Annotated in this window: 26 protein-coding genes and 1 pseudogene; 23 read left to right on the top strand and 4 right to left on the bottom strand. The window is 36.3% G+C overall.

What is annotated here, in order from left to right:
* Nucleotides 1–27: 27 nt before the first annotated feature.
* Both ACIPKN_RS19345 and ACIPKN_RS19340 read right to left on the bottom strand, forming a co-directional pair.
* On the bottom strand, nt 28–642 hold the full coding sequence (locus tag ACIPKN_RS19345; protein WP_142509995.1) for a CPBP family intramembrane glutamic endopeptidase: 615 nt from the start codon (nt 640–642) through the stop codon (nt 28–30).
* 81 nt (nt 643–723) lie between these two features.
* Nucleotides 724–912, bottom strand: a complete 189-nt coding sequence (locus ACIPKN_RS19340; protein WP_142509994.1) for a YkvS family protein — start codon at nt 910–912, stop codon at nt 724–726.
* A 124-nt stretch (nt 913–1036) separates the two neighbouring features.
* Between ACIPKN_RS19340 and ACIPKN_RS19335 the strand changes: the two genes are divergently transcribed.
* From ACIPKN_RS19335 to ACIPKN_RS19325, 3 genes are all read left to right on the top strand, one after another.
* Complete coding sequence (locus ACIPKN_RS19335) at nt 1037–1225, top strand: hypothetical protein (RefSeq protein WP_100544207.1); 189 nt, start codon at nt 1037–1039, stop codon at nt 1223–1225.
* 92 nt (nt 1226–1317) lie between these two features.
* Nucleotides 1318–1494, top strand: coding sequence for an aspartyl-phosphate phosphatase Spo0E family protein (locus tag ACIPKN_RS19330; RefSeq protein WP_132357797.1), 177 nt, complete (start codon nt 1318–1320; stop codon nt 1492–1494).
* A gap of 327 nt (nt 1495–1821) precedes the next feature.
* A complete protein-coding gene (locus tag ACIPKN_RS19325; RefSeq protein ID WP_400939115.1) occupies nt 1822–2688 on the top strand; it encodes an NAD(P)-dependent oxidoreductase in 867 nt (288 codons plus the stop codon).
* 139 nt (nt 2689–2827) lie between these two features.
* Here ACIPKN_RS19325 and ACIPKN_RS19320 read toward each other — a convergent pair whose 3' ends face one another.
* The gene (locus ACIPKN_RS19320; RefSeq protein ID WP_400939112.1) at nt 2828–3220 is read right to left on the bottom strand and encodes a DoxX family protein; all 393 of its coding nucleotides are present in this window, start codon (nt 3218–3220) and stop codon (nt 2828–2830) included.
* A gap of 158 nt (nt 3221–3378) precedes the next feature.
* Here ACIPKN_RS19320 and ACIPKN_RS19315 point away from each other — a divergent pair, with 158 nt between their 5' ends.
* The 6 genes from ACIPKN_RS19315 to ACIPKN_RS19290 all read left to right on the top strand — a co-directional run bounded on the left by ACIPKN_RS19315 (nt 3379) and on the right by ACIPKN_RS19290 (nt 12351).
* Complete coding sequence (locus tag ACIPKN_RS19315) at nt 3379–3696, top strand: winged helix-turn-helix transcriptional regulator (RefSeq protein WP_142509991.1); 318 nt, start codon at nt 3379–3381, stop codon at nt 3694–3696.
* Between the two features lie 220 nt (nt 3697–3916).
* On the top strand, nt 3917–5242 hold the full coding sequence (locus ACIPKN_RS19310; protein WP_400939108.1) for an MFS transporter: 1326 nt from the start codon (nt 3917–3919) through the stop codon (nt 5240–5242).
* 180 nt (nt 5243–5422) lie between these two features.
* The gene (locus tag ACIPKN_RS19305; protein ID WP_132357787.1) at nt 5423–6325 is read left to right on the top strand and encodes a chemotaxis protein; all 903 of its coding nucleotides are present in this window, start codon (nt 5423–5425) and stop codon (nt 6323–6325) included.
* A 293-nt stretch (nt 6326–6618) separates the two neighbouring features.
* The gene (locus ACIPKN_RS19300) at nt 6619–8172 is read left to right on the top strand and encodes a Ppx/GppA phosphatase family protein (protein WP_400939105.1); all 1554 of its coding nucleotides are present in this window, start codon (nt 6619–6621) and stop codon (nt 8170–8172) included.
* The gene (locus tag ACIPKN_RS19295; RefSeq protein WP_400939103.1) at nt 8162–10318 is read left to right on the top strand and encodes an RNA degradosome polyphosphate kinase; all 2157 of its coding nucleotides are present in this window, start codon (nt 8162–8164) and stop codon (nt 10316–10318) included. The genes ACIPKN_RS19300 and ACIPKN_RS19295 overlap by 11 nt, the downstream gene beginning before the upstream one ends.
* A gap of 29 nt (nt 10319–10347) precedes the next feature.
* Entirely contained in the window at nt 10348–12351 is a 2004-nt protein-coding gene (locus ACIPKN_RS19290) for a putative bifunctional diguanylate cyclase/phosphodiesterase (protein WP_400939101.1), read from the top strand.
* A gap of 257 nt (nt 12352–12608) precedes the next feature.
* On the opposite strand, the gene ACIPKN_RS19285 is transcribed toward ACIPKN_RS19290, so the two are convergent.
* Entirely contained in the window at nt 12609–13223 is a 615-nt protein-coding gene (locus ACIPKN_RS19285; RefSeq protein WP_400939098.1) for a TetR/AcrR family transcriptional regulator, read from the bottom strand.
* A gap of 512 nt (nt 13224–13735) precedes the next feature.
* On the opposite strand from ACIPKN_RS19285, the gene ACIPKN_RS19280 reads away from it, so the two are divergent.
* From ACIPKN_RS19280 to ACIPKN_RS19215, 14 genes and pseudogenes are all read left to right on the top strand, one after another.
* The gene (locus ACIPKN_RS19280) at nt 13736–14659 is read left to right on the top strand and encodes an NAD(P)-dependent oxidoreductase (RefSeq protein ID WP_400939096.1); all 924 of its coding nucleotides are present in this window, start codon (nt 13736–13738) and stop codon (nt 14657–14659) included.
* A gap of 15 nt (nt 14660–14674) precedes the next feature.
* The gene (locus ACIPKN_RS19275) at nt 14675–16195 is read left to right on the top strand and encodes a CoA-acylating methylmalonate-semialdehyde dehydrogenase (protein WP_400939093.1); all 1521 of its coding nucleotides are present in this window, start codon (nt 14675–14677) and stop codon (nt 16193–16195) included.
* Between the two features lie 91 nt (nt 16196–16286).
* Nucleotides 16287–17048, top strand: a complete 762-nt coding sequence (locus ACIPKN_RS19270; protein ID WP_400939091.1) for a 3-hydroxybutyrate dehydrogenase — start codon at nt 16287–16289, stop codon at nt 17046–17048.
* Between the two features lie 16 nt (nt 17049–17064).
* Complete coding sequence (locus ACIPKN_RS19265) at nt 17065–18249, top strand: iron-containing alcohol dehydrogenase (RefSeq protein ID WP_400939088.1); 1185 nt, start codon at nt 17065–17067, stop codon at nt 18247–18249.
* Between the two features lie 152 nt (nt 18250–18401).
* On the top strand, nt 18402–18959 hold the full coding sequence (locus tag ACIPKN_RS19260; RefSeq protein ID WP_400939085.1) for an HIT family protein: 558 nt from the start codon (nt 18402–18404) through the stop codon (nt 18957–18959).
* A gap of 280 nt (nt 18960–19239) precedes the next feature.
* Nucleotides 19240–20007 carry a 2,4-dienoyl-CoA reductase gene (gene fadH, locus ACIPKN_RS19255; RefSeq protein ID WP_400939082.1) on the top strand — a complete coding sequence of 256 codons (768 nt, stop codon included), beginning with the start codon at nt 19240–19242 and terminating at the stop codon, nt 20005–20007.
* A gap of 171 nt (nt 20008–20178) precedes the next feature.
* A complete protein-coding gene (locus ACIPKN_RS19250; protein ID WP_049668244.1) occupies nt 20179–20418 on the top strand; it encodes a hypothetical protein in 240 nt (79 codons plus the stop codon).
* 247 nt (nt 20419–20665) lie between these two features.
* Entirely contained in the window at nt 20666–21106 is a 441-nt protein-coding gene (cbpB, locus tag ACIPKN_RS19245; RefSeq protein ID WP_400939079.1) for a cyclic-di-AMP-binding protein CbpB, read from the top strand.
* Between the two features lie 68 nt (nt 21107–21174).
* Nucleotides 21175–22068 (top strand): transcriptional regulator CcpC, encoded by an 894-nt coding sequence (locus ACIPKN_RS19240; protein WP_132357897.1) that lies wholly within the window; start codon nt 21175–21177, stop codon nt 22066–22068.
* Between the two features lie 102 nt (nt 22069–22170).
* The gene (locus ACIPKN_RS19235; RefSeq protein WP_323653085.1) at nt 22171–22362 is read left to right on the top strand and encodes a DinB/UmuC family translesion DNA polymerase; all 192 of its coding nucleotides are present in this window, start codon (nt 22171–22173) and stop codon (nt 22360–22362) included.
* A 329-nt stretch (nt 22363–22691) separates the two neighbouring features.
* Entirely contained in the window at nt 22692–22973 is a 282-nt protein-coding gene (locus tag ACIPKN_RS19230) for a YolD-like family protein (RefSeq protein WP_400939076.1), read from the top strand.
* Between the two features lie 450 nt (nt 22974–23423).
* A complete protein-coding gene (locus ACIPKN_RS19225; RefSeq protein WP_400939074.1) occupies nt 23424–23843 on the top strand; it encodes a S8 family serine peptidase in 420 nt (139 codons plus the stop codon).
* A complete protein-coding gene (locus tag ACIPKN_RS19220; protein ID WP_400939203.1) occupies nt 23831–24304 on the top strand; it encodes a S8 family serine peptidase in 474 nt (157 codons plus the stop codon). The genes ACIPKN_RS19225 and ACIPKN_RS19220 overlap by 13 nt, the downstream gene beginning before the upstream one ends.
* A 12-nt stretch (nt 24305–24316) precedes the next feature.
* Nucleotides 24317–25092, top strand: a pseudogene (locus tag ACIPKN_RS19215) (SAR2788 family putative toxin).
* Nucleotides 25093–25168 lie beyond the last annotated feature (76 nt).

Genomic DNA, 25168 nt, shown 5'->3' with positions numbered 1-25168 from the left:
ATAAAATGTTTCCAAATTTTAATGTTATCATGTTAAAGGTAACACTAAAAATAATAGTAGTACAAAAACTACATGGGTTACAATAACAAGTGGCATACTTTTACGCCATTCATATAAAAAGCCCCAAATAAGGCCGGTTACAAGTGCAGCGATCATACCAAGCATAAAGCCGCTTAATGCAATAGAGATTGCGCATAAAATCGCAGTTACAATAACAGCAAAAATAGGACGCATAAAACGTTTCAGCTGTTGTTGAACATAGCCACGCCAAAAGATCTCTTCACCAATTGCAACAATGAATACGAGTAAAATATAGTGCCAAATATTTTGTGGTCCATAGTTTGTTAAAAATTTTTGTACTGACTGTACTAATGAATCATTAATGTATGGTGCAAGCCAATAGCCAAAGCGTATAATACCGTATGTTATTGTACCGTACCCAATACCGAAAAGTAAAAATTTCCAAGTAGGTAACTGATCTTCAATTTTACCAGCCAAAATGGCAATGGCAATACATACAAGTAAAGTAAATGCATATAGGTACCAAAATACAGCTTGGTTAGCAAAGGTATATGCAAGCATGCCATAAACGAATAATAAAGAAAGGAGCAATATTATTGTTTGTTTCGAATTTGTAAGCATTATTCGACCTCCATGCTTTTAATATTATCAAAAAAAAAGCCCCTTATCATCTATAAAGACAAATAGGGACTATTCAGACTATTAAGCCTCGTTTGCATATAAAATTTTGTAACGTTTATGGTTGACGACCGTTTTTTCTTCAATTTCAAGGGAATCGAAATTCGCCATATATGTTAAATCAACGATCACCGAATTTTCATTTACTTTTTCTACTATACCTTGTAAGCCATCTTTAAACTCGATAATATTTCCAACTTCAGCTATTTTCACAGACAGTCAGCTCCTTCATCGACTAATAATATACAGTTTGCATGAAAAAATGGAAAACGTAAAGCTTTTTTTGAATAATTCATAATCTATTACACAAAATATTGAGAAGAGAGGAAAAGAAAAAATGGAAAAATACGAAAATATGCTTAAACAATTACAAAATGGGGAATTAAAAAGTATAGAAATAGAAAAGGAACAATTTTATGAGTTTCGAGAAGTGCTTGTAAAACATCCTTTATTTAAACATTTTAGAGGTGAGGCCAAACAAAATGGACGCGTAATCTATACTTATCAAGAAGTTGCAAGAAGCTAATTTGTCGAACATTGTCGTAAGTTAATGCTGTAAGAAATGAAATATAAATGTATAATAATGGTATGATTATTTGTGTGTGGAGGGTTGTATGAATGGTCAATCTACTCTTGAAACAGATGGAGCAAACTCGTGAGATGATGATTCGCTCAGGTGTAGAGAACGGATTACAAAATGCAAAAACCATTCAACTGAGTCGCAGATTAGATCAGTTAATGAATACTTATTATAGACAGACAGCATTTGAAGAAGAAGAAGATCAAGAAGATTGAAAGAATGTTCCCTTATTTAGAGTATAAACTTTTTAAATAATATGTTTAAAAAGTATTTTTTGGAGAATACTTATTTTGAACACAGCAACATTCTCATTTCCCCCTTTAGAGCAGTGATACCCCATCACGTGCTCTCTTTTTTTATCTTTATTCTAGGTGAAATTGATTTAACTTCTTTCAGCGAGTGTCCAGCAAAAGGCATTTAGTACAAGATAATAAAAGGAGTTTGAATTATCGCACTTATTAGACTACACTGGAAGATAAAAATAAGTGCTAATGATTGGGTACGTAGAATCGATAGCCTGGATAACAAAGGAGTATGTACATATGAGAAAAAAGAGTATTGCATTTATCGGCACTGGTGTTATGGGTGCTAGTATTGTAAAGCATTTATTAAAAGATGGTCATGAGGTGACAGTTTACACACGCACAAAGGAGAAAACGGAGCCGCTTTTAGCGCTAGGGGCAAAATGGGCAAGTACTCCAGCAGAAGCATTTAAAAATAAGGAAATTGCCTTTACAATGGTTGGATACCCAGCAGATGTAGAGGAAGTTTATTTTGGAGATAATGGTTTATTTCAAACAGCTGAACCCGGCAATATCGTTATTGATATGACCACGTCCGAGCCAACATTGGCAAAGGAAATTTTTGAGCATGCCCAAAAGCTTGGGGTGGAAGCGCTAGATGCACCTGTTTCTGGGGGGGATATTGGTGCTCAAAATGGGACATTATCAATTATGGTTGGTGGAAGCCAAGCTACATTTAATAAAGTTTTATCAGTTATGAAACATTTTGGTGAAAATATTGTTTATCAAGGTGAAGCTGGTGCAGGACAGCATGCTAAAATGTGTAATCAAATAGTTATTGCTGCAGGAATGATTGGTGTGTGTGAGTCACTTACTTACGGTTTAAAGGCTGGGCTTGATTTACCAACAGTATTGCAATCCATTTCGTCTGGTGCAGCAGGCTCTTGGTCGTTAAGTAATTTAGCACCCCGTATGATTAAAGAAGATTACGCACCAGGTTTTTATATTAAGCATTTTGTAAAGGATATGAAAATTGCTTTAGACGAATCAAAAAAAATGGGGATTACATTACCAGGTCTAGCACTTGCTTATGATATGTATGAAAAACTAGTGGAAGCGGGCTATGGTGAAAACGGTACACAGGCTCTTTTAAAGGCGTATCAATAAAATACTGACTATAAAGAGCGAAGAATTCTAACTTTTAGAAAACCCGAAGTATCATCTTATGAAAGGATGGATGCTTCGGGTTTTGTATTTGATAAAGAGGCAGCTCACTAACACACAGAAAATAGTTAACTACGAAACATTACTCTTTATCAAAAAGTTTTGCGTCTAAAGAAAAACTTGATGCTCCTGCAAGTGCGAAGTATAAAGCAATTGCAGCTAAAGCTAAATCAAATTCATATCCAGCTAAGCCGTTTTCACCGATGAAGCCAACACTAAGCTTCGCTGTAAAAATGGCAACAATCATAGTCACTGTCAATAAAGCGCCAAAAAGTCTTGTGCCTAAACCTAGAATAATTGCAGCACCACCGACTAGTTCTATAATGGCAACAATATAAGCCATAAAGCCTGGAATACCAATGGCATCAAAATAATCAGCTGTAAAGCCGATACCACCTTGAAACTTTTGATATCCGTGAGCGGCAAAAATAAAGCCAAGCACCACACGTAAAATAGTTGAACCGATATTTTGCATAGTATAATAAACTCCTTTTGTTTTTTTACTTACATTTCGTAACTTAGTTTATTTTTAAAAACAAGTTTTGTCAAGTAACTTAATTTTATTTTTAAAACTGATTTTCATAAAAATGATATACTCTTATATAAGAACGAAGTACTTAGGAGGCAAGTAAATTGGATCAAAAAAAAATTTGCCCACGATTTGAAAAGGCGCTAAAAATTTTAAATCATAGCTGGAATACCCTGCTTATTTATCAGTTATTAGAAGGTTCTCAACGGTATTCAACAATTAAAAAACAAATGGGTATTAGCAGTCGCGTATTAACGGAGAGATTAAAAGAATTAGAGATCGAGAACATTGTGAAACGCACTGTTATTCCATCGACACCAGTGGTGATTGAATACGAGCTAACAGAAAAAGGACATGCACTTGCGCCGGTCCTAAAAGCAATTGAAAAATGGTCTTCTACGTGGGTAGATATAGAAGAATAGTAAAAAGGATATCCAAGCGAGGGGGCTTGGATATTTTTTTATTATGAAGTTGTAATCTTTAGTATTCCGCAGCTAAGGCTAAAATTCGTTTATTCAAAAGTGTTAGGTAATAAAAAATAATTGTATATTGTAAATAGTGTAAATTTTCTTTAAATAAGAGGTATTTTTTATTACATGAGGGAGATTATTTAATATTATAGAGAATAGGGAGGAGGGTTTTATGAAGCGGAATTCAGTAGTAGACGCACAGCATCGGAGCCAGTTAGCTCTTTATTTATCATTGCCAATTTTATCGTGGGCATTTTATGATTTTGCGAATACAATATTTTCTTCAAATATTAATACTATATTTTTCCCTTTTTATATGGATGAAATTTTAGGGACCAATGAGGTAATGCAGCAGGTGGCAAGCACGTTTATTTCTTATGCGAATGCCATTGCCAGCTTTTTCCTCGTCATTTTTTCACCACTTTTTGGTGTATGGATAGATAATACGGGCTATAAAAAGAGATTTATAGTGTGGTTTGCATCTATCTCTATCTTTTCCACCTTTATGATGGGTGTTTTTGCGAATCTACAGACGTCAACAAATTATTCAGGTGTGCCACTTAGTTTATTTTTAGTTGTAGTTAGCTTTATCATCGCAAAATTTTTCTTTAATTCAAGTCTAGTGTTCTATGATTCAATGATGAGTGATTTAGGGACAAAAGAAGAAATGCCCCTTATTTCTGGCTATGGGGTAGCGATTGGATATCTTGGTACAATTCTTGGATTACTTGTTTATTTGTATGTAGGAAATAGTGGATTCCATCGAGCATTTATTCCAACTGCAATTTTATATTTGTTATTTTCTTTGCCATTATTTTTTATTAATAAGGATACACCAATTTCAAGGTCTCAGCGCAAGCCTATTAAATTCCTAGATGGCTATAAGGAAATTGTTCAAACCTTTAAAGACATGAAGCAATATAAAACTATTTTCACCTTTATGATTGCTTATTTCTTTTTAAATGATGCCATTGCAACAACCATTGCAATGATGGCTGTATATGCAACAACGATTGTTGGCTTGACGTCGGGTCAATTTATCGTGCTTTACTTAGTGTCTACGGTTTCAACTATTATAGGCTCTTTTACATTTGGTTATATTACAAAAGCAATAGGAGCCAAACGTGCGATTACCGTGGTGGCGCTATTAATGATTGTCGCTTTAACATTTGCTGTCTTTGCGACAGAGCAATGGATGTTCTGGCTTGCAGGTAGTATGTTTGGCGTATCACTAGGATCCATGTGGGTAACATCTAGAACATATATTATTGAATTGTCTCCAGAAGACAAACGGGGTCAGTTTTTTGGCTTATTTGCATTTTCGGGTAAAGTATCCTCCATTATTGGGCCGGCAGTCTATGGAACGGTCACATTATGGATGAAAGATTACGGAACGCTAGCAAGTCGTGTTGCATTATCGACATTAATTGTGATGACGATAATTGGGCTATTGGTACATCTGAAAGTTAATGGCTCAAAAGTTGGGGATGATATTTGAAAAAACGTATGCATGCCCAGTCAAGCGCCCTGTCGGAATGGAAATCAACCCAATGTTATGATAACAACCCATGTTCACAATAAAATTGGAAAAAGCAAGTAGGAGAAATGTATTGCCTATGATACAATTGAATTATAAATTATATTAAATTGTAGTTGAGGAGAAAGGAGCGGGGTTGCTTTGGAACATAAAGGTATATTGTTAGAAAGTGGCACAAATGAGCTAGAAATTGTTGAATTTGAAGTAGCGAACAATAAATTTGGTATTAACGTTATTAAAGTAAAGGAAATCATTCAACCGATTCCAGTAACATTTATTCCACACGCGCACCCGCATGTAGAAGGGATAATTCAATTACGAGGTGAGGTTTTACCAGTAGTTGATATGCTTCGAGTGTTAGGTATTCAAAAGGCAGAGCGTAGTCCTCAGCAAAAATATATTGTAGCTGAGTTTAATAAACAGCGCGTAGTATTCCATGTAGATAATGTAACGCAGATCCACCGTATTTCATGGGATCAAATCGAGAAACCTTCTGATATGTATCAAGGAGGAACATCACAAGTAATTGGTGTTATTAAGCAAAATGAACAAATGATTTTATTACTAGATTTCGAAAGAATTATGGTGGATATAAATCCGGATTCTGGTATTAGTGTAGAATCCGTTAAAAAGCTCGGTAAACGTGAGCGCTCTGAAAAACGAATTTTAATTGCTGAAGATTCACCGTTACTACGTAAGCTCTTATTCGATACTATGAATGAGGCAGGTTATGCGAATGTTGAATTCTTTGAAAATGGTCGTGATGCTTATGAATATCTTGAAACTATCGTCAAAGGTGGTAACGAAGTAGCTGAGCATATTCAATTAGTTGTGACAGACATTGAAATGCCACAAATGGATGGGCATCATTTAACACGTAAAATAAAAGAGCATCCAGACCTCCAAAAGCTTCCAGTTATTATTTTCTCAAGCTTAATTACGGATGATCTTCGTCATAAAGGTGACCAAGTAGGTGCAGAGGATCAAATTAGTAAGCCTGAAATTGCGGAGCTTATTTTACGTATAGATCAACTTATCTTATAAAAATAAGTTTTTATTAGGGTTTAACAATAGAGATTAAGGTACTTCACAATAATAATAATGGGTATCCTGAAAGTATATTAATAATTTTAAGAAGTCGGATGCCTTTTAGGCTCCGGCTTTTTTGTATAGATAAATGATGCTAGGAACAAAATAATAAGGGCCAACTTGTCTATAAAACTTTGACGTGAGTATCCTGACACTGGCAAGCTAAGAGCCCACAGGTTTGTATCTACGACCGAAGAGGCTAAACGATTAGTAAATAGTATGAATGTATGCGTTAAGGAAGTGATTATTTGAATGAATTAAAAACGGCTATCATCGATATTGGCTCTAACACCATTCGATTAGTATTGTATCAATACGATAAAGAAGAGGGACTTCGTGAGATTGGAAATATTAAAACAGTTGCACGTTTACGTACATATTTACAGCCCTCTGGTGAAATGTCTGAAGAAGGTATACAAGTATTAAAAGAAACATTATTGACTTTTAAAGCAATGCTCGATGATTTTGAAGTGACTGATGTTAAAGCTGCTGCAACAGCTGCAATCCGTCAGGCAACAAATAGAGCAAAAATTATTACCTTAATGAAAGAACGAACAGGCATTCAAATAGAGCTATTATCTGAAGAAGAAGAGGCATATTATGGCTTTGTTGCTGTAGCGCATTCAATAGGCACGAAGTCCGCTGTAACTATTGATATTGGTGGTGGTAGTACAGAAATAACGCTTTTTGAAAATAAAGACCTACAGAAATCTTATAGTTTTCCTTTTGGCACAGTTTCTTTAAAGCAACGTTTTGTAAAGGGCGAGATTATGAATGGTAGTGAAAAAAAGGAACTCATTGCATTTGTTAAAGAACAGTTCACATCACTTCCATGGATTCAGGATATCGGTTTACCGATTATCGCCATTGGTGGTAGTGCTCGAAATATTGCCCAAATTCATCAGCAAAAACATGCATATCCAATAGCAAGTGTACATGGCTACGAAATGACTAAGGAAAATTTAGTTGAGCTCAGTGTGTTTTTAGGTAGTTTAAGTTTTAATGAATTGAAACAGTTAGATGGGCTTTCGGCAGATCGTGCGGACATCATCGCTCCTGCACTAGAGGTTTTCAATGTGTTAATGGAGGTTGTCGGCAGTAAGTTGTTCCAAATAACAAAGAAGGGTTTGCGAGAAGGGCTCATTATACAGCGTATTTTGCAAACAGATAAAAGTGCGTTTGATAAATACAATGTGTTTGAGGGAAACGCTAAAAGATTGGCTCGTCAGTATGGTCGAACTGAAAAAGAAGTGGACTATTTGACGCGTTTAACGGATCAATTGTACCGTGAATGCTGTCGCTTCGGTTGTTTACAACATAATCCAAAAGATTTGCAATTATTGGCGAAAGCAGCGAAGGTTTTTAATATAGGGGAGTATATTGAGTTAAGTTCGGCGAGTCAGCATACCTTTTATTTAATTGCGAACCAATCTATCGATGGGCTAAATCATAAAGAGCGTGTGAAATTAGCACTTTTAGCCTCGTATAAAAATAAAGATTATTTTCAGCTATTCGCAGCTCCTTTTACAGAATGGATGAGTCGTGAGGAGTATCGTAAAATACGAGACTTTGGCGCACTTTTAAAATTTGTCTATGCGTTAAATGTATCTAAAAGAAAGATAGTACGTACCATTAAGATGCAAACAAAAGAGGATTATGTTCAGCTTAACATCTATGTAAAACATAATGCGGCCGCTGAAAAATATCAAGCAAATCGACATAAAAAACATCTAGAACGCGCACTAAAAATACCTATAAAAATAAACTTTATTGAAGAAGGGTTGAACAATTATGACAACTGAAGTTACGAATAATCAGTTAGGTGAAGGGAATTTAACAGAAGTACAAGGTCGTTTACTAGAGGAAATCGCTAAGCCGCAATACTATAATAATCGTGAATTAAGCTGGTTAGCCTTCAACGAACGAGTTTTAGAGGAAGCAGAGGATATCAACAATCCTCTGCTAGAACGATTGAAATTTTTGGCGATATTTAGCTCGAATCTAGATGAATTTTTTATGGTGCGTGTTGCGGGTCTACAGGATCAGGTACGTGCAGGATTCCATAAGCCTGAAAATAAGTCAGGCTTAACACCAAAAGAACAATTAGCAAAAATTGCAGAGCGAACTCAGGCATTAGTGCGCCGACAAACTGAAGTTTATAGACATTTAATATATGATTTATTACCACAACATAATGTACATATTGCAGACATGAAAGACTTAAATAACACACAGAAAGCATTCGTCAATGAAATGTTTGCAGAAACCATCTTCCCTGTTTTAACACCCGTAGCTGTAGATGCTTATCGTCCTTTCCCAACTTTGCTTGGTAAAACTTTAAATTTACTTGTTTTATTAGAGCAAGATGAAACCGACTTAGAAAATCGTGAAAAGGTAGCGATCGTACAAGTTCCATCTGTCTTAGATCGTTATATTAAAGTACCATCAGCAGATGGAGAGACAGTTATTGTCTTATTAGAAGACGTGATTGTAGCGCATATCGAAAAGCTCTTTTATGGTTACAGTGTCAAATCAGCACAGGCTTTCCGTTTGACGCGTAATGCTGATTTAACGATTCATGAGGAAGGAGCAAGAGATTTACTTGTAGAAATTGAAAAAGAGTTGAAAAAACGTAAATGGGGTGTAGGCAGCCGTCTAGAAGTTCGTGAGGGCGAGATGAGCGAGGAAGTTCTTACATATTTACTAGAAGAATTTGAAATTGAAGAAACAGATGTTTTTCATATAGATGGACCGCTAGATTTAACATTTATGTTCTCGTTTGTAAAAGGCATATCGGTTGGTCGGGAACATTTAGAATATGAAAGCTTTATTCCACAGCCACCATTAGATTTGCAATCGGATGAAAATATTTTTGAAAAAACTCTGCAACAAGATATATTTTTCCATCACCCATATGAGTCATTTGCGCCAATTGTAGATTTTATCTCAGAAGCGGCCATTAATCCGAACGTTTTAGCCATTAAACAAACATTGTATCGTGTTAGTGGGAACTCGCCTATTATACAAGCATTAAAGTTCGCTGCGGAAAATGGTAAACAGGTAACAGTGTTAGTTGAATTGAAGGCACGTTTTGATGAAGAAAATAATGTGCATTGGGCAAAGCAACTTGAGCAAGCTGGCTGCCTGGTCATTTACGGTATGAATAACTTAAAAACACACTCGAAAATAACGCTTGTTGTAAGTCGTCGAAATGGAAAAATTGAACGTTTTGTACATCTTGGGACAGGAAATTATAATGATGCAACTGCAAAAATTTATACAGATATGGGTATAATAACAACAGATAAGGAATTTGGCATTGATGCTACTAACTTCTTTAACTATTTAAGCGGTTATACAGAAAAGCCAACTTTTAATCATTTAGTCGTTGCGCCATTTGATATTCGAGATGAATTTATTCGATTAATGGATGAAGAAATTGCTTGTCATAAAAAGCATGGGAATGGTTTTATTCGAGCTAAAATGAATTCACTAACGGACAAAGACTTAATGATGAAGCTGTATGAGGCGTCTATTGCAGGTGTGAAAGTAGAGCTTATTATTCGTGGTATTTGTTGCATTAGACCAGGCATCCCTGGAATTAGTGAAAACATAACAGTAACGAGTATTGTTGGTCGTTTCCTTGAGCATTCTCGTATTTATTGGTTCCATCATAATGGGGAAAATAAAGTATACTTATCTTCTGCAGATATGATGACTCGTAATATGATTAAACGCGTGGAAATTTTATTCCCTGTATATGCAAGCGAAGCAAAAGCTCGTATTATTAACATCATGAATACACAACTTGAGGATACAGCAAAAGCTCGGATTCAAGACTCCAATGGAAAATATCATTATAAAGAGTTTGACCGTGGTGAAGATCCGATTAATAGTCAGGAAATTTTCCTAAAGGATGCACTAAAACCTACGCTAGACGAAGAATAAAGCAAACACGCTACTTAGTGAGGGATATAATGAAAAAATATAAAGAGAGTGTAGCGCAATTTGCAGACTATCATCAATTCATACAACTCAACCCATTTGATGCAATCGTATGTTTGAAAAAAGTTGATACAAAAGCGTTTGAAGTCGTAAATTTTAACGAAAAGCTACCGTCATTTATTAAGCTACAAGATGTGAAAGCCACCAACGCAGAACAATTTTTTACGGAGCAATGTTGGCTACAATTATCAAATATATTACAACAAGAATTTAATAAAGACCAAAATCTAAAGGAAAGTACGGAGCACACAGTAAAAACATTTGTTGTTCGTGTACTGCCCTTAGAAAAATCAGTTATAGCCGTTATTCTACGGGAGAAACAGAATGAGGTAGTACCGTATTTGCAATTTGTGGAACAGCACGTAAGTCCGGTATTAACAACTGATTTACAAGGTCGCATTATTCACCAAAACGTTGTTGCCACTTCTCTATTGTCAAAAGAACATCAAAGCTTGATAGGCCAAAATATTTTTTCATTATTAGAGAGTAAGTATATCAACGAATTTAAATTATTATTTGCAAAAACTATTGAGGGCTCAGCATTTGGTATGCCCCAATGTATGTTTAAAGGTCAATTGCTAAGTAAAGAACCATTTTATTTAAGAACGCATCCAACGTATTTTAATGGTGAAATTATAGGTGTACACTTATTTGTGAAAGAAGCCACTTCATTTATGAATGATCATGAGGCCTTTTATTACCTAGCATTAATGGATGAATTAACGGGTATATGGAATCGCAAGGCTTTTAAGGAGCATTGGCTTCAGCATTTAAATGGTAAAAAGCATAATAAGCAAGCAGCTATTATTTTAGTGGATATTGATCGCTTTAAAAAGTTTAATGAATCCCTTGGTGAAAGTAAGGGTGATGAACTTATGCGAATGTTTAGTCATAGACTTCGTGAGCTCTGTTACTCCAAATGCTCGCTTTATCGTTATAATAGCGATGAATTTATTTTTGTGCTAAAAGATGCAACCGTCAACAAAATTGAACTTACGGCTAATGCTATTTTAGACGCATTAAAGCAACCATTTATGATTGATGGGCAGGAATACTTTATTAGCGTGTCAATTGGTATTTCACTCAGTCCAGCAGATGGCAAGGATTTAGAAACACTTGTACGTAAAGCGGATAAAGCATTGTTTTCTGTAAAAGAGCATGGGCGTTCACACTACCGTTACTATCGTGAAGATATGACAACTATTTTTCCAAATGAAGCGCTAATGGAGGCCCATTTACGTCGTGCTATCGAATTTAATGAGCTAAGTATCCATTTACAGCCACAAATGGATTTAATGAATAACAGCATCAATAGTTTTGAGGCGTTATTACGATGGAATAATCGAAAATTTGGCTTTGTGTCTCCTGCACAGTTTATACCTATTGCGGAGGCATCCGGTTTAATAATTGAAATCGGTGATTGGATTATTGACGAGGTATGTCGCTATCAAAAAGAGTGGCAGATGAAGGGCTATCGACCAGTGCGAATTGCCATCAATATTTCACCAAAACAATTTAGGAAAGAGAACTTTGCTCGGAAAATTAAAACGGCCTTGAAAAAGTATAATGTGCCACCTGAATTATTAGAGGTGGAAATTACCGAAAGCTCCATGACGAATGTTCATGAAACATTTTCAATTTTAACTGAATTGAAGCAATTAGGTGTTTATGTTTCGGTTGATGATTTTGGAACAGGCTATTCATCTTTAAGCTATTTAAAGCGTTATCCGATAGATATCATAAAAATTGATCAATCATTTATAGCTGATATTACGAAAGATGATAAAAATGAGGCAATTATTAAGGCCATTATTTCAATGTCTCATAACTTGGGATTAGAGGTCATTGCTGAAGGGATCGAGGAGCCATCACAGGTTGATTTCTTAAAACGTCATTGTTGCCAAAAAGGCCAAGGCTTTTTATATAACAAGCCATTACCTGTAGAAACCATTGTTAATAAATATTTTGTCAGCTAATGTAAACAAGTCAAGTAGCACTTCATCGTGAATTGGATGAAGTGCTACTTTTTTTAGAGTTTGACCTGATCACCTCACCGTTCAACCCGATCATATAAGGGTCAAACCTGATCAAATCTCCTAGCTATCCGATCGAATAGTGGCTTTACCCGAGCAGTTTTCCGGGCAACTTGAACGAACGGAGATACAGTCGGATTAGAAAATGACTTCACCCGAGTGCAATAAGTTTCCACATGAGCAAACTCTTTTAAATTTAGCTAGTTATTTTCTACTTTCAATCCATCTAACACAATAGCTGTAAATTGCACCATTTCTGCTGATAAATCGAAGTCTTCATTATGGATTAACCAATCATAGACATTTGCACGCATACAACGCTGAATAATTGCTTGAATTTGACTAACTTCTAAATCTTGACGAAACTCGCCAAGTTGAATACCTTCTTCGATATAAGTGTTCATAATTTGGAAAATCATTCTTTGTGGATTTATTAAATAATGATCTTGTTCCACTTGATTTGTCATTGCAGCAGTATACACTGTTCGTAATAAATCTTTTCCAACAACATTTGTTAAATACTTCATTTGTTCTTTATAGAGCAATAAAATTTTTTCACTGGGCGGCAATGTACGATCAATATTTTTTTTCACAGAGCCATAAAAACTATCTAGCTCTTTAAATTTTTCTAAAATAACATCGTACTTGGATGGAAAATGTGTGTAAAATGTTCCTTTTGATACATTACATGCTTTAGTAATCTGCTCAACAGATACATGCTCGAATCCATGTTTATTAAATAAATCTAATGATACTTTGAGTAATTTTTCCCGTGTTTCTAATGCCTTTAATTGTCGACTAGTTAATGAATTCATATTTCGATTTTACCTCCATATTTAAGGCTCATCACCAAATGTTGTGGATGACAGTTGTTAAAGCATATGCCATGTATATTAGTAGATTGGAGTGAAGACTGGCGATTCCTTGGGGATTAGCAATAGAGGAACGAAGGCTAAGAGCATCACATCCTGTGATAACGCCTTCGTGACCAACATCGTGTTGCTGCCGCTACGTTACACTACGCTTTCGCACAAATGCCCCAAGCGACTCATCGGACGCCCCCAGGAAGCTTCGCTCTGTGCGAAAGCGAAGCGGCAGCTAAAGCGCCCGGTAGGAATGGAAATCAACCACACGTTATGATGATGAGCCAATTTTAAGTATTTTAAGATATTTTCCACAAAAAATATTCTGAAAATATAAAATTTTTTAATTGACGAGATGGATTTGTTTTGATTATGATTTAATTGACCGCGGTCAATGACTGTGGTCAATTAAAGAATCTCGTTATTAATGTTACGATAAAAGAGTAGAGTTTGGCTAGTGTTCATTGAATTTTCAAGTTAGGGGGAGGTCAATAATGACGGAGAAATTAGGTTTTATCGGCTTAGGCAATATGGGGTTACCGATGTCAGTAAATTTATTAAAGGCTGGCTATAAGGTATATGGCTTTGATACGAATTCACAAGCAGTGGAGCAATTTAAAAAAGAAGGTGGAGTTGGGCTTCCAACAGCAAAGGAGGTTGCTGAACAAAGTGATATTATCATGACGAGCTTGCCAACACCACAAGTAGTGGAACAAGTATATAGATCTGAACAGGGTATAATGCACCATGCTAAGAAAGGAAGTTTATTAATAGACTTTAGTACGGTAAATCCCGAATTGAATGATTCCTTACATAAGGAAGCACAATCATTGGGATTACGTTATCTTGGGGCACCTGTTAGTGGGGGTGTTATAGGGGCTATTAATGCAACACTTACGATAATGGTTGGTGGTGAAGAGGAAAATTATCAAACTGGGTCTGGAATATTTCGAATAGTAGGAAAAAATATTTACCATCTAGGTACATCCCCAAGTGTAGGTACACGTATTAAATTACTCAATAATTTAATGATTGGATTCTATACAGAAGCAGTCGCTGAAACAATCGTGCTTGGTGAAAAGATGGGTATTCATGCAGATACGCTGTATGAAGTATTAAGTAATAGTTATGGTCAAAGCCGTATTTATGAACGTAATTATTTAGAGTACATGAAAAACGACAACTATCAGCCAGGCTTTTCTACAAATCTATTATTAAAAGATTTGAAGCTAGCGAAAGATATGGCAGAAGAAGCAGGGGTACCACTTCGAATCGGGGAAAAATTAGTGGAGCTTTATAGTGATATTTCTCAGCAGGGCTATGGAGAAAATGATATGTCTGCAACTTATTTAAGTTTAAAAGAACAATGTAAAATTGGACAAATTTAAAGGGGGACTAGAAGTATGACAACAGCACAAGACATTAAAACTTTAACACACTTTATTGGTGGGGAACTAGTAGAAGGGAAAAGCGGACGCTTCGGTTCAGTATTTAATCCAACGACGGGTGAGGTCATTGCCAAGGTGCCACTTGCTACTGTAGAAGAAACTCGAGAGGCAATCGATAAGGCACAGGCAGCATTTCCACAATGGAGAGATACGTCAGTAGCTAAACGTGCCGAGATTGTATTAAAGTTCCGTAATCTTATAACTGAAAATATGGAGGAGCTTTTACAAATTATTTGTTCGGAAAGCGGTAAAACAATTGAGGATGCGAAAGGTGAAATTACACGCGGTGTAGAGTCGGTTGACTTAGCTATCAATGCACCTCATTTAATGAAGGGAGAGTACTCCGTTAATGTTGGTGGTGACATTAATGCCTACTCTGCAAAATATCCATTAGGTGTTGTAGCGGCTATTTCGCCATTTAACTTCCCAATCATGGTGCCTTTAGCGCAAACAAGTATGGCAATTGCCGTCGGTAATGCAGTTATTTTAAAAGCTTCCGAACGTGTTCCTATGACTGCTTTATTTGTTAGCGAGCTTTGGAAAAAGGCTGGGTTACCAGATGGTATTTGGACGGTAGTAAATGGAGATAAAGATGCAGTTAATGAACTATTAGAAAACCCGAGTGTGGAAGCAATTTCATTTGTAGGGTCGACACCAGTTGCCAAATATATTTATGAAACGGGCTCGAAATACGGTAAACGTGTCACAGCACTTGGTGGAGGAAAAAATAATATGGTTGTTATGCCTGATGCAGATCTTGATCAGGTAGCAAATGCGTTTATTGGAGCAGCTTATGGAGCAGCCTCTCAACGTTGTATGGCTATTTCTACGATTATGCCTGTGGGAAAGGATACTGCAGATCGTCTTGTTGAAATATTAAAGGAGAAAATCGCTAATTTGAAGATAGGCTCATATACAAATCCAGAAACAGACTTTGGCCCTGTCATTTCACAGCAATCGAAGGAAGCGATTATTGCTGCGATCAATCGAGGAGAGTCTGAAGGGGCAACAGTTGTTTGTGATGGTCGTGAACTTGATATTGTCAAAGATTCAAAAGGATTCTTTGTAGGGCCAACATTGTTAGATAACGTAAAACCAGGTATGGAAATTTATGAACAAGAAATATTTGGCCCAGCGCGAAATGTTGTACGTGTTGATTCATTGGACGAAGCCATCCAACTTATTAATAAGCATGAGCTTGGAAATGGGGTAACCATTTTTACGAATGATGGTTTAGCAGCTCGTAAATTTACAACAGAAATCGATGTTGGAATGGTTGGTGTGAATGTACCAATTCCAATCCCGGTAGGCTACCATAACTTTGCTGGATTTAAAGGCTCCCGTTTTGGAGAAGGTCATATGTTTGGTCCAGATCAAGCACGCTTCTTCACAAAAACAAAAACAATATCAGAGCGTTGGATGACAGGGCATGCTTCGACAGCATCTACGTTTGCATTCCCAAGTAATAACGACTAATACAAATGAAGAGCTGTATTCTTTTACAGCTCTTTTTAAATGTTCAAATCTTCAAATCATAGATAGGATTTATTACTCCAGGAGGGATTGCGTGAAAGGAAAAATAGTTTTTATTACAGGAGCAGCCCGAGGTATCGGGTTATCCATGGCACTAACGTTTGCTGAGCAGGGAGCAAATGTCGTGATAACAGATATTAATGAACAGCTTTTAGCGGAGGCAATTAAACACTATCCGCAATTAACAGCATACACATGTGATGTTACGAATGAACAGGCAATATGTGATGCGATTGACTTTACTGTTAAAAAGTTTAAGACAATAGATATTTTAATTAACAACGCAGGATTTCAGCATGTTTCTCTTATAGAGGATTTCGCGACAGAAATCTTCGAATCCATGCAAAAAGTGATGCTTGTTGCACCTTTTATAGCAATGAAATATGTCTTACCACATATGAAGAAAAATAAGTTTGGACGCATTATTAATATGGCATCCATTAATGGCGTTATTGGGTTTGCAGGTAAAGCAGGCTACAATGCTGCCAAACATGGGCTAGTTGGTTTAACGAAAGTGGCGGCACTAGAGGTTGCAACTGAAGGGATAACCGTGAATGCGATTTGTCCAGGGTATGTCGATACAGAATTAGTACGTAATCAGTTTACAGATTTGGCGAAAATAAGGGGAATTCAAGTAGAAGAAGTGCTTGAGCAGGTGCTTTATCCACTCGTTCCTCAAAAACGTTTACTAGATGTATCGGAAGTTACAGGACTTGCGCTTTATTTAGCTAGTGATATCGCAAAGGGTATAACAGGTCAAGCAATACTTTTGGATGGCGGTTATACAGCACAATAGCTTAGGAGGATTAGATATGATTCAAACAAAAACAATCTATACGGTTCATTCGCCAGGAACGATCGTTTATGGACGAGATTCTTTTGAAGAAGTAGGCGATTATGCAAAAAAATTGGGGACTAAGGCTCTTATCATTAGTGATCCAATAATGGATAGTTTAGGCTTTGTTAATCAATGTAGTGCTTTATTAAGAGCTAGTGGATTAGAAGCGGTTTCATATTTAGGCGTAACAACGGAACCAGTAGATACGTATGTAGCAGAGGGGCTTCATAATTTACAATCTGAGGGCTGCGATATTATTATTTCCGTCGGCGGTGGTAGCTGTATCGATACAGGGAAAGCAATCGCAGTAGTTGCAACGAATGGTGGTTACATTGGTGATTATATGAAAATGGCAAAAATAGCTGAGCAAGCACCAATCCCACATATTGCGATACCGACAACGGCTGGTACTGGTTCAGAAGCCACGGATGCAACAGTCATTACGAATACGAAAAATGACGTGAAAATGATGATTAAGCAACCTGCATTTATGCCAACCATCGCCATTGTAGATCCGATTTTAACGGTTACCTCTCCACCCGCTATCACTGCAGCGACCGGTATCGATGCATTAAGTCATGCTATTGAAAGTTATTTATCTCGTTTAGCACATCCTTATTCGAATGTACTGGCACTATCAGCCATGGAGTTAATTGTTAATAATATTTTAAAAGTTTATGAGCAAGGTAATGATATTGAAGCGCGGGAAGCGATGTCGCTAGGCTCAATGCAAGCAGGTCTTTCATTTTCAAATGCCTCTGTTGCTTTAGTACATGGCATGTCTCGTCCAATTGGAGCGTTATTCCATGTGCCCCACGGTATTTCAAATGCCATGCTTTTACCAGCAGTATTAGAATTTTCAAAGGATGCTTGTGTCGATCGACTAGCGGATTTAGGTAAATTTTTTAATAGAGATAATGGGCAGTTATCTCTAGAGGAGCTTGCCGATTTAGCTATTGTTTCGATAAAGGGAATTTGCAAGAAGATGGATATAGGGAATTTAAAACAGTGGGGAATTGAAGAACAAGCCTTTTACGCAGCTATCCCAAAAATGACAGCTGATGCAATTGCTAGCGGTAGCCCTGGAAATAATCCTAAGGTTCCGACACAGGAAGAGCTTATGGAACTTTATAAAATGGCCTTTCATTATGAGTTTTAGAATTTCGAAAAGAAACTGTCTAAAATAGGGTTACAAATCATATTTAATTTGTAACTTTTTTTTTATTGATTATGTTATTTTGAAAATTTGAACAGAGGAGTGGGGGGTAATGGAGGAATGTTTTATTTGTAATAGTCCCTACTCTCGGAGATATGACTCTAGAAGAAGCAAAAGCATTTGGTGTTATTATGGCTAGAGTCAGTAAGGCAATAATGGAGTGTGAAAAGACAGAACATATTGATTCATTAGCTTCAGTAAATTCAGTACCACATTTGCATATGCATTTAACTCCCCGATATCCTAACACCCCTAAACAGTATTGGGGACCAAATGATGTATATGATTGGGAAGATGCTCCGATGGGTGACAATAGCGAAGTTGTTAAACTTTGTACACGTATTAGAGCATATCTGGAGCGTAATTCTATAGAAGATTTTAGTTGGATAGGTAGCCAAGACAACTTCATAGATCACCCAAATCTTTATCAAATTAACCATGTTATTGTTGGACGATATGGTAACTCCGATGCAGGCCAATATAAAAACGAAGATGGTTGTTTAGTATGGCTCGATGAAAAGCAAGATTGGGAATTTTCCATTTTACTAGATGCTCATAATACATCTGAGAGTGCTCAAATCATTATCGGGCAATTTTTTTATTATAAAGATGTAAACATGATGAAACTAAACATTTATTATCATTACCGATAAACCATAAAATCTTCAAAAAGCTTGAAGATTTTAACTATATTTAGTTCTTACTACCCGCGCGCACCAGAGAAATACTCGCGAAAGAGAAGCAGATCCCCGCGCGTTATGGAAAAACTGCGAAAGAGAAGCGAAAACAGCGCGCCAGTAAAATACTCCCACAACTTAAGAATCTCTGCTAACAGGACTGCCCCTATTGTTTTACAGAATTAATATGACATATACGAGAAAATATAGTAATATTTATATGAATCACCATTCATTTTTAAAAGGGGGAAATCGTATGTTGCAGGGGAAAACAATTATTATAACGGGTGGATCAAATGGCATGGGGCTTTATATGGCAAAGAAATTTGTTGCTGAAGGGGCAAATGTTGTCATTACAGGTCGTAACGAGGAGCGATTAGCAGAGGCGAAAGCCTTTATTTTAGAGGCCGGAAAAGCGATTGAAACGTTCCAAATGGATGTTCGAGTACCGGAGCATGCAGAGGCAATGCTAGCATTTGCTGTTGAAAAGTTTGGACAAGTTGATGGGCTTGTGAATAATGCGGCTGGTAATTTTATAGTGCATGCAGAGGATTTATCACCAAATGGTTGGAAGACTGTTATTGATATTGTTTTAAATGGGACATTCTTTTGTTCTTCGGCAGTCGGTAAGTACTGGATTCAAAATAATATTAATGGATCTATTCTTAATATGGTTGCAACATATGCATGGAATGCAGGTGCTGGTGTTATTCATTCTGCGGCAGCTAAAGCAGGTGTATTGTCATTAACTCGAACGTTAGCTGTTGAATGGGGGAAACAATATGGCATTCGAGTAAATGCAATTGCTCCTGGTCCAATTGAGCGTACAGGTGGTGCGGAAAAGCTTTGGGAATCAGAGGCTGCAGCTGCTCGTACGCTAGACTCTGTTCCATTAGGCCGGATAGGTACTCCTGAAGAAATTGCAGATTTAGCTACATTTATAATGTCTAATAAAGCAAGCTATATGAACGGTGAATGTGTGACACTTGATGGCGGGCAATGGCTTAATCAGTATCCATTCTAACTTCTTTCAGCAATTGTTTTCTGTAGCGAAAGCAAAGCGGCAGCGGCAAATGTTTTCTGCGCGAAAGCGAAGCGACAGCGGCAATTATGGGAGGCTAATTGATAACAAAAACTTTGCATAATGGAGAGCCGAGTTGACGCATACTAAGGGTAAAGAAAGGAGTTTTGCCGAATGGGTATGTGGTTAATACCGGCTCTTATTGCCATTACGATTATTTCTGCCATTTCGCTTGTGTCGACGCTGAAAATTGCTAAAATGACGTCTCAACGGAAATCAGAAAACGATACGCCGATTTCTGAAACCGTTGAAGAGTATGCGACTATGCTCAACCCAGTTGTTTGGGTATACATCATTTTTTTACTCTTTTTGGGAATAATGATTTTTTATTACTGGAGTAAGGCTGGCTATTAAGTAAATAATATCTTCATTCAGTTCATATGCATAAATATGAGGCTGAATGAAGATATTTCTCCATTGCCCTCAAAACCCTCGTATATATGCACTTTCGATACTTAGTTTTGTTCAAAATGCTAAAATAATTCGTTGCTTTATAAAAACTCTTCTCGGCCTTGTCGTGGTCATAAAAGGAATAGTTATGATATGATAAAAGGGAAGCATCCTGTTCTGCAAAGCGAGGACAGAAAAGGAGAAGAAGTTCATGATTTCAACTAACAGCAAAGACTTATTAGCAATGCCAATTAGTGATTTTATTATTTCATCTGAAAAGGTTGCGCATGTACAAATTGGAAATAGTGCGGAACATGCACTCCTAGTACTTACACGTACAGGGTATTCATCAATACCTGTTTTAGATTTGAAATATCGACTTCAAGGTTTACTAAGTATGAAAATGATTACTGAATCCATTCTTGGACTAGAACATATTGAATATGAAAAGCTACCCGATATTAAAGTGGATACAATAATGGAGAAAGATATCGCTGTATTAAAGTTGACGGATACTTTTCAGCGAGCGCTCGACTTAGTTATTAATCACGCCTTTTTATGTGTTATAGACGAAGAAGGAACATTTGCGGGAATTTTAACGAGACGTGTTATATTAAAGCAATTGAAAAAATATATTTATCAAAAAGAGTAGTAGTTTAAGAGGGGACTCAGATGAAAATCATGAGGCCCTCTTTGCTTGTATCGGAGGTTTACTGATTGATGGCAACGGAGGCTGAAATTTTAAAAGTACTAGCAGAGGAACGTAATATGCGTAAAGCAGCAGAACGTTTATTTTTATCTCAACCAGCACTTTCACAACGGTTGCAGACTATTGAAAAGGACTGGGGTGCGCAGTTATTTATTCGTTCGCAAAAAGGACTTACGGCGACACCTGCTGGAGAGCTTATTATTGCCTATGCAACTGAAATGCTCAGCAAAAAAGAAGAGATATTTGAAACAATCCAATCATTAACGACGAAAGTAAACGGGACATTGAAAATCGCCTGTGCATCGATTGTCGGCCAAAACTGGCTTCCGATAATATTAAAGGATTTTGTATCGAAATATCCTGATGCAAAAATTTCTCTTATGACTGGCTGGAGTTCTGAAATAGTAAAAGCGCTTTATGAAGGTGAGGCTCATATAGGGATTGTACGTGGGCAGGTTGATTGGAAAGGGGAAAAAATTCACCTATTTCGTGACACCCTTTATTTAGTAGATCAAGAGCTAAAAACTATAGAAGACGTCTTGACGACAGACCGACCTTTTATTCAATATAAAAGTGATTCCAATTACTATCAGGAAATTCAACAATGGTGGCAACAGCATTTCGCTTCAAATCCACGAAAACAAATTTTAGTTGATCAGATTGAAATTTGTAAGCAAATGGCATTGAACGGCATTGGTTATGCTATTTTACCTTCCATTACTTTAAATGATCATGATGGTATTAATAAAATAGCGTTAACGAATAATGAAAAAGAATTTGGTATAACGCGTGATACTTGGTTAATTGGCTATGAATCTTCATTTGAATTACGACAAGTAGAGGCTTTTGTAGAAGTAGTGCAAGACCATGCGCGATGTTTGTTTGATTATACGAAAAAAAAATAATATATCAAGGCAGTCTCAAGCGATTCACTTGGGGCTGCTTTTTTGTGCACCCGGTATGTGCAACGACCACTACAGGTTTGGCGGTAGAAACTGTTAGTGAAGATGCGTGATTATCATACGCGTACGGAGATTTTAGTGGTGTTATTAGAAATGTGTGAGGATATTGCGAAAAGAGCCCGTTTAGGTGGTTATGTAGGAAGTACGATATCACTTGGTTTGTCTTATAGTCACGCTGCGATGACAAAAAGCTTTCATCAATCAAAAACAATTGTAGAACCCACAAAGAAACAATGAAAATTTATGCTGTGTGTATGGAATTACTTGATATTCATTTTGTGGGTGAACCAGCCCGACAGCTTTCTGTACATATCTCAAATTAAGAACTTGTGTGTAGTATTCAGCTTGACCTCTTTGATACTCGGAAATAACAACGACAAATACTCGGACATACGATGGATTCCATTCGGGAGCGTTTTAGGGCAACTTCTTTACTTCGAGAGGTCTCTTTTACAGAAAGTGAATCCGCCATTCAACGTAATTTACTTGTCGGTGGACATATTGGTTAAAGGGAATGACAACTATGATTAAAGATCGAGGTACTATAAATTGGACTACGATGAAAAATGCTTCGTGATTGGAAGAAGGAAGAAGGTTGTTTCTTGCCTAAAGAAAAGACCGGGTGGGAGCTAGAGGAGCTGCAACAAACGATTCAACATGCTGCACGTACAAAAAATGCTCTACATCTCACATTATGGCAAAATACGTCTTGGCATAATGAAACAGAAATTATTACAGCAATAGATACGGCAAAACGTGAACTGCTATTTGAAACAAAAACAACAATAAAACGAATCCCACTCTCTTCCATCTATGCTGCAAAGCTAATGGATGAGTACGATGATTAATCGTAAGGATCGTTATTATGTTAATGAATTTATAGTAAGTAAATACAAACTAGAATTTTATACATGTTGTAGCTGGTAATTTAACCGAAAAACGCTGTGAGATCAACGATGTATAAAATTTTGCATATACAATACATAGTGATTCAACCGAAAAGGTAGTCACGACAAGGGTTTGGACCTGGTTGTGACTGCCTGATTCTGATGTTATGTAAAGTCAAAGTGTATGGAAATGTATAAGGTTCACTCATGAATGGATAATATTGGAATCCTATATTACTCAAGTTATTTACTTGTGAATTTACAAATTTATGTTATTTTGGTTAATATAAGTGTTACTACCAAATTTGAACTCTATTGGTAGAACTTCAATTAAAAAATTATGTTAAAGGTAATTAGATACATTTGGAAAAGTTGCTGAAATTTGGGCTAGTCAAGTGGTTAGGAGGTTTTATGGGAATTAGATGCTTTTATATTATCTTATTGACAATATTTCTCATGGGATGCAGTGAAAATGAAGATAAATTAGATTCTGTATCATTTTCTTCTAATGAATGTGAACAAAACTGGGGTATTTGTACAGTTTATGACAAAGGAAAGTATAAGAATTCAGGAGATTCTACTGTTAAAATTGCAATTTTGGATAGTGGTATAAATAGTAATCTAGCAATTTTGAAGGGGAAAGTTAAAGAAACTTATAATGCAATAAATAAGGATTCAGAGACTTTAGACGAATTGGGACATGGCACTATGATAGCTTCTATTATTGCAGCTGAAGAAAACCCACATAACGTTATTGGAGTTAACCCTAATGCTGAGTTATATGACGTACAAGTATTGAATAGTAAAGGGGGGGGCAAATTGAGGACGTAATAGACGGAATACACTGGAGTATAGACAGAAAAGTAGATATCATAAATTTAAGTTTTGGATTTGAAAAAGACGATCCAAAGTTAAAGGAAGCAATTAGTTTAGCACTATCAAATGATATTCTGGTTGTTGCATCAGCTGGCAATACACTTGGCTTGTATACACATTATCCTGCAACGTATAAAGGTGTTTATTCTATATCTGCAATTGATAAAGATTTAAAAAGATATAAATTAGCAGCTAAAGGGAAGATTGATTATGTCGCCCCAGGTGTAGAGATTCCTGTATATAATCAAAAAGGAGAAACTATCATTCAAAGTGGTACGTCATTAGCTACTGCTTATACAACAGGTGTTATATCTATATTAATGTCTAAAGAAGACTCTAATGTAGACTTGGGATTGACTTCTAAATCACTTGGAAAAAAGGATGATTTTGGATTAGGTTTATTATTAATTAAATAATTAGGAGGGATTATTTTGAAGAAGATTATCTATAGTATTGTTGTTGCTTTAATAATTTCATGTGTCTCCCCAAATTTATTATTAGTACAAGCGAATGGGAATGAAAATTTAACGAGTTATGAAACTGATGAACAATCTATTAAAATAACTGAAACAGTTGAAGAAAATGTAACAATAATAACTACTACATTAAATACAGAAGATGTATACGTGCAAAGTGATTTGAGTATAGATTTTGAAACGAATGAAATTAGTCTTGATAATTTATACGATGATAACTCTGGTGAAGTTATACAAAATAAATACGAGGTTAATCTATTAACAATAGATGGTGAAGATTTTAGAGCAATTTTTATTGATAAAGAAACTGGTGAAGAGACTTATATTAATACGGCAGAAGTTCAAGCGTCGGTTGCTCCTTTAGTAGTTGTTTAGCAACAGTAGCTAGATATGGCTTTACTCGTGCAGTTTCAAAACATGGATTAGCACGAGTAACACAAGCGCAAGTGAGCAATGCATCAAAAACTAAGTTAGCAACAGATGCAGCTGCGAAAGAATTAGCTACAGAACTAGGTTATGCAAAAACTGCTTATCGTACAAAGGCTGATGCAGCTGTATTTAAAAGGTCAGCAAAAGATGCCGTTGACGGACCAGATTTTATTTCTAGAGATAGAACAAGTCATATTGGAGGAGTCTGGAAAGGTGCGAATAAAAAATGGGAGAACTTAAATTCGGATAAAAGTAGATCTGGAACATATGATGCTGTCTTAAAGAGAATAGGTGATTAAATTAAGATGTAGTGGTTAGACACTTTTATTTTCGAGTATTTAGTATTCTTTTTAGTGGTATCCCTCATTGTTTTCT

This window comes from Lysinibacillus sp. NPDC086135 (assembly GCF_044746345.1).
In the GTDB taxonomy this organism is placed as follows: domain Bacteria; phylum Bacillota; class Bacilli; order Bacillales_A; family Planococcaceae; genus Lysinibacillus.
The sequence above is the reverse complement of the archived record's forward strand: the minus strand, read 5'-3'. Positions and strand labels throughout refer to the sequence as shown.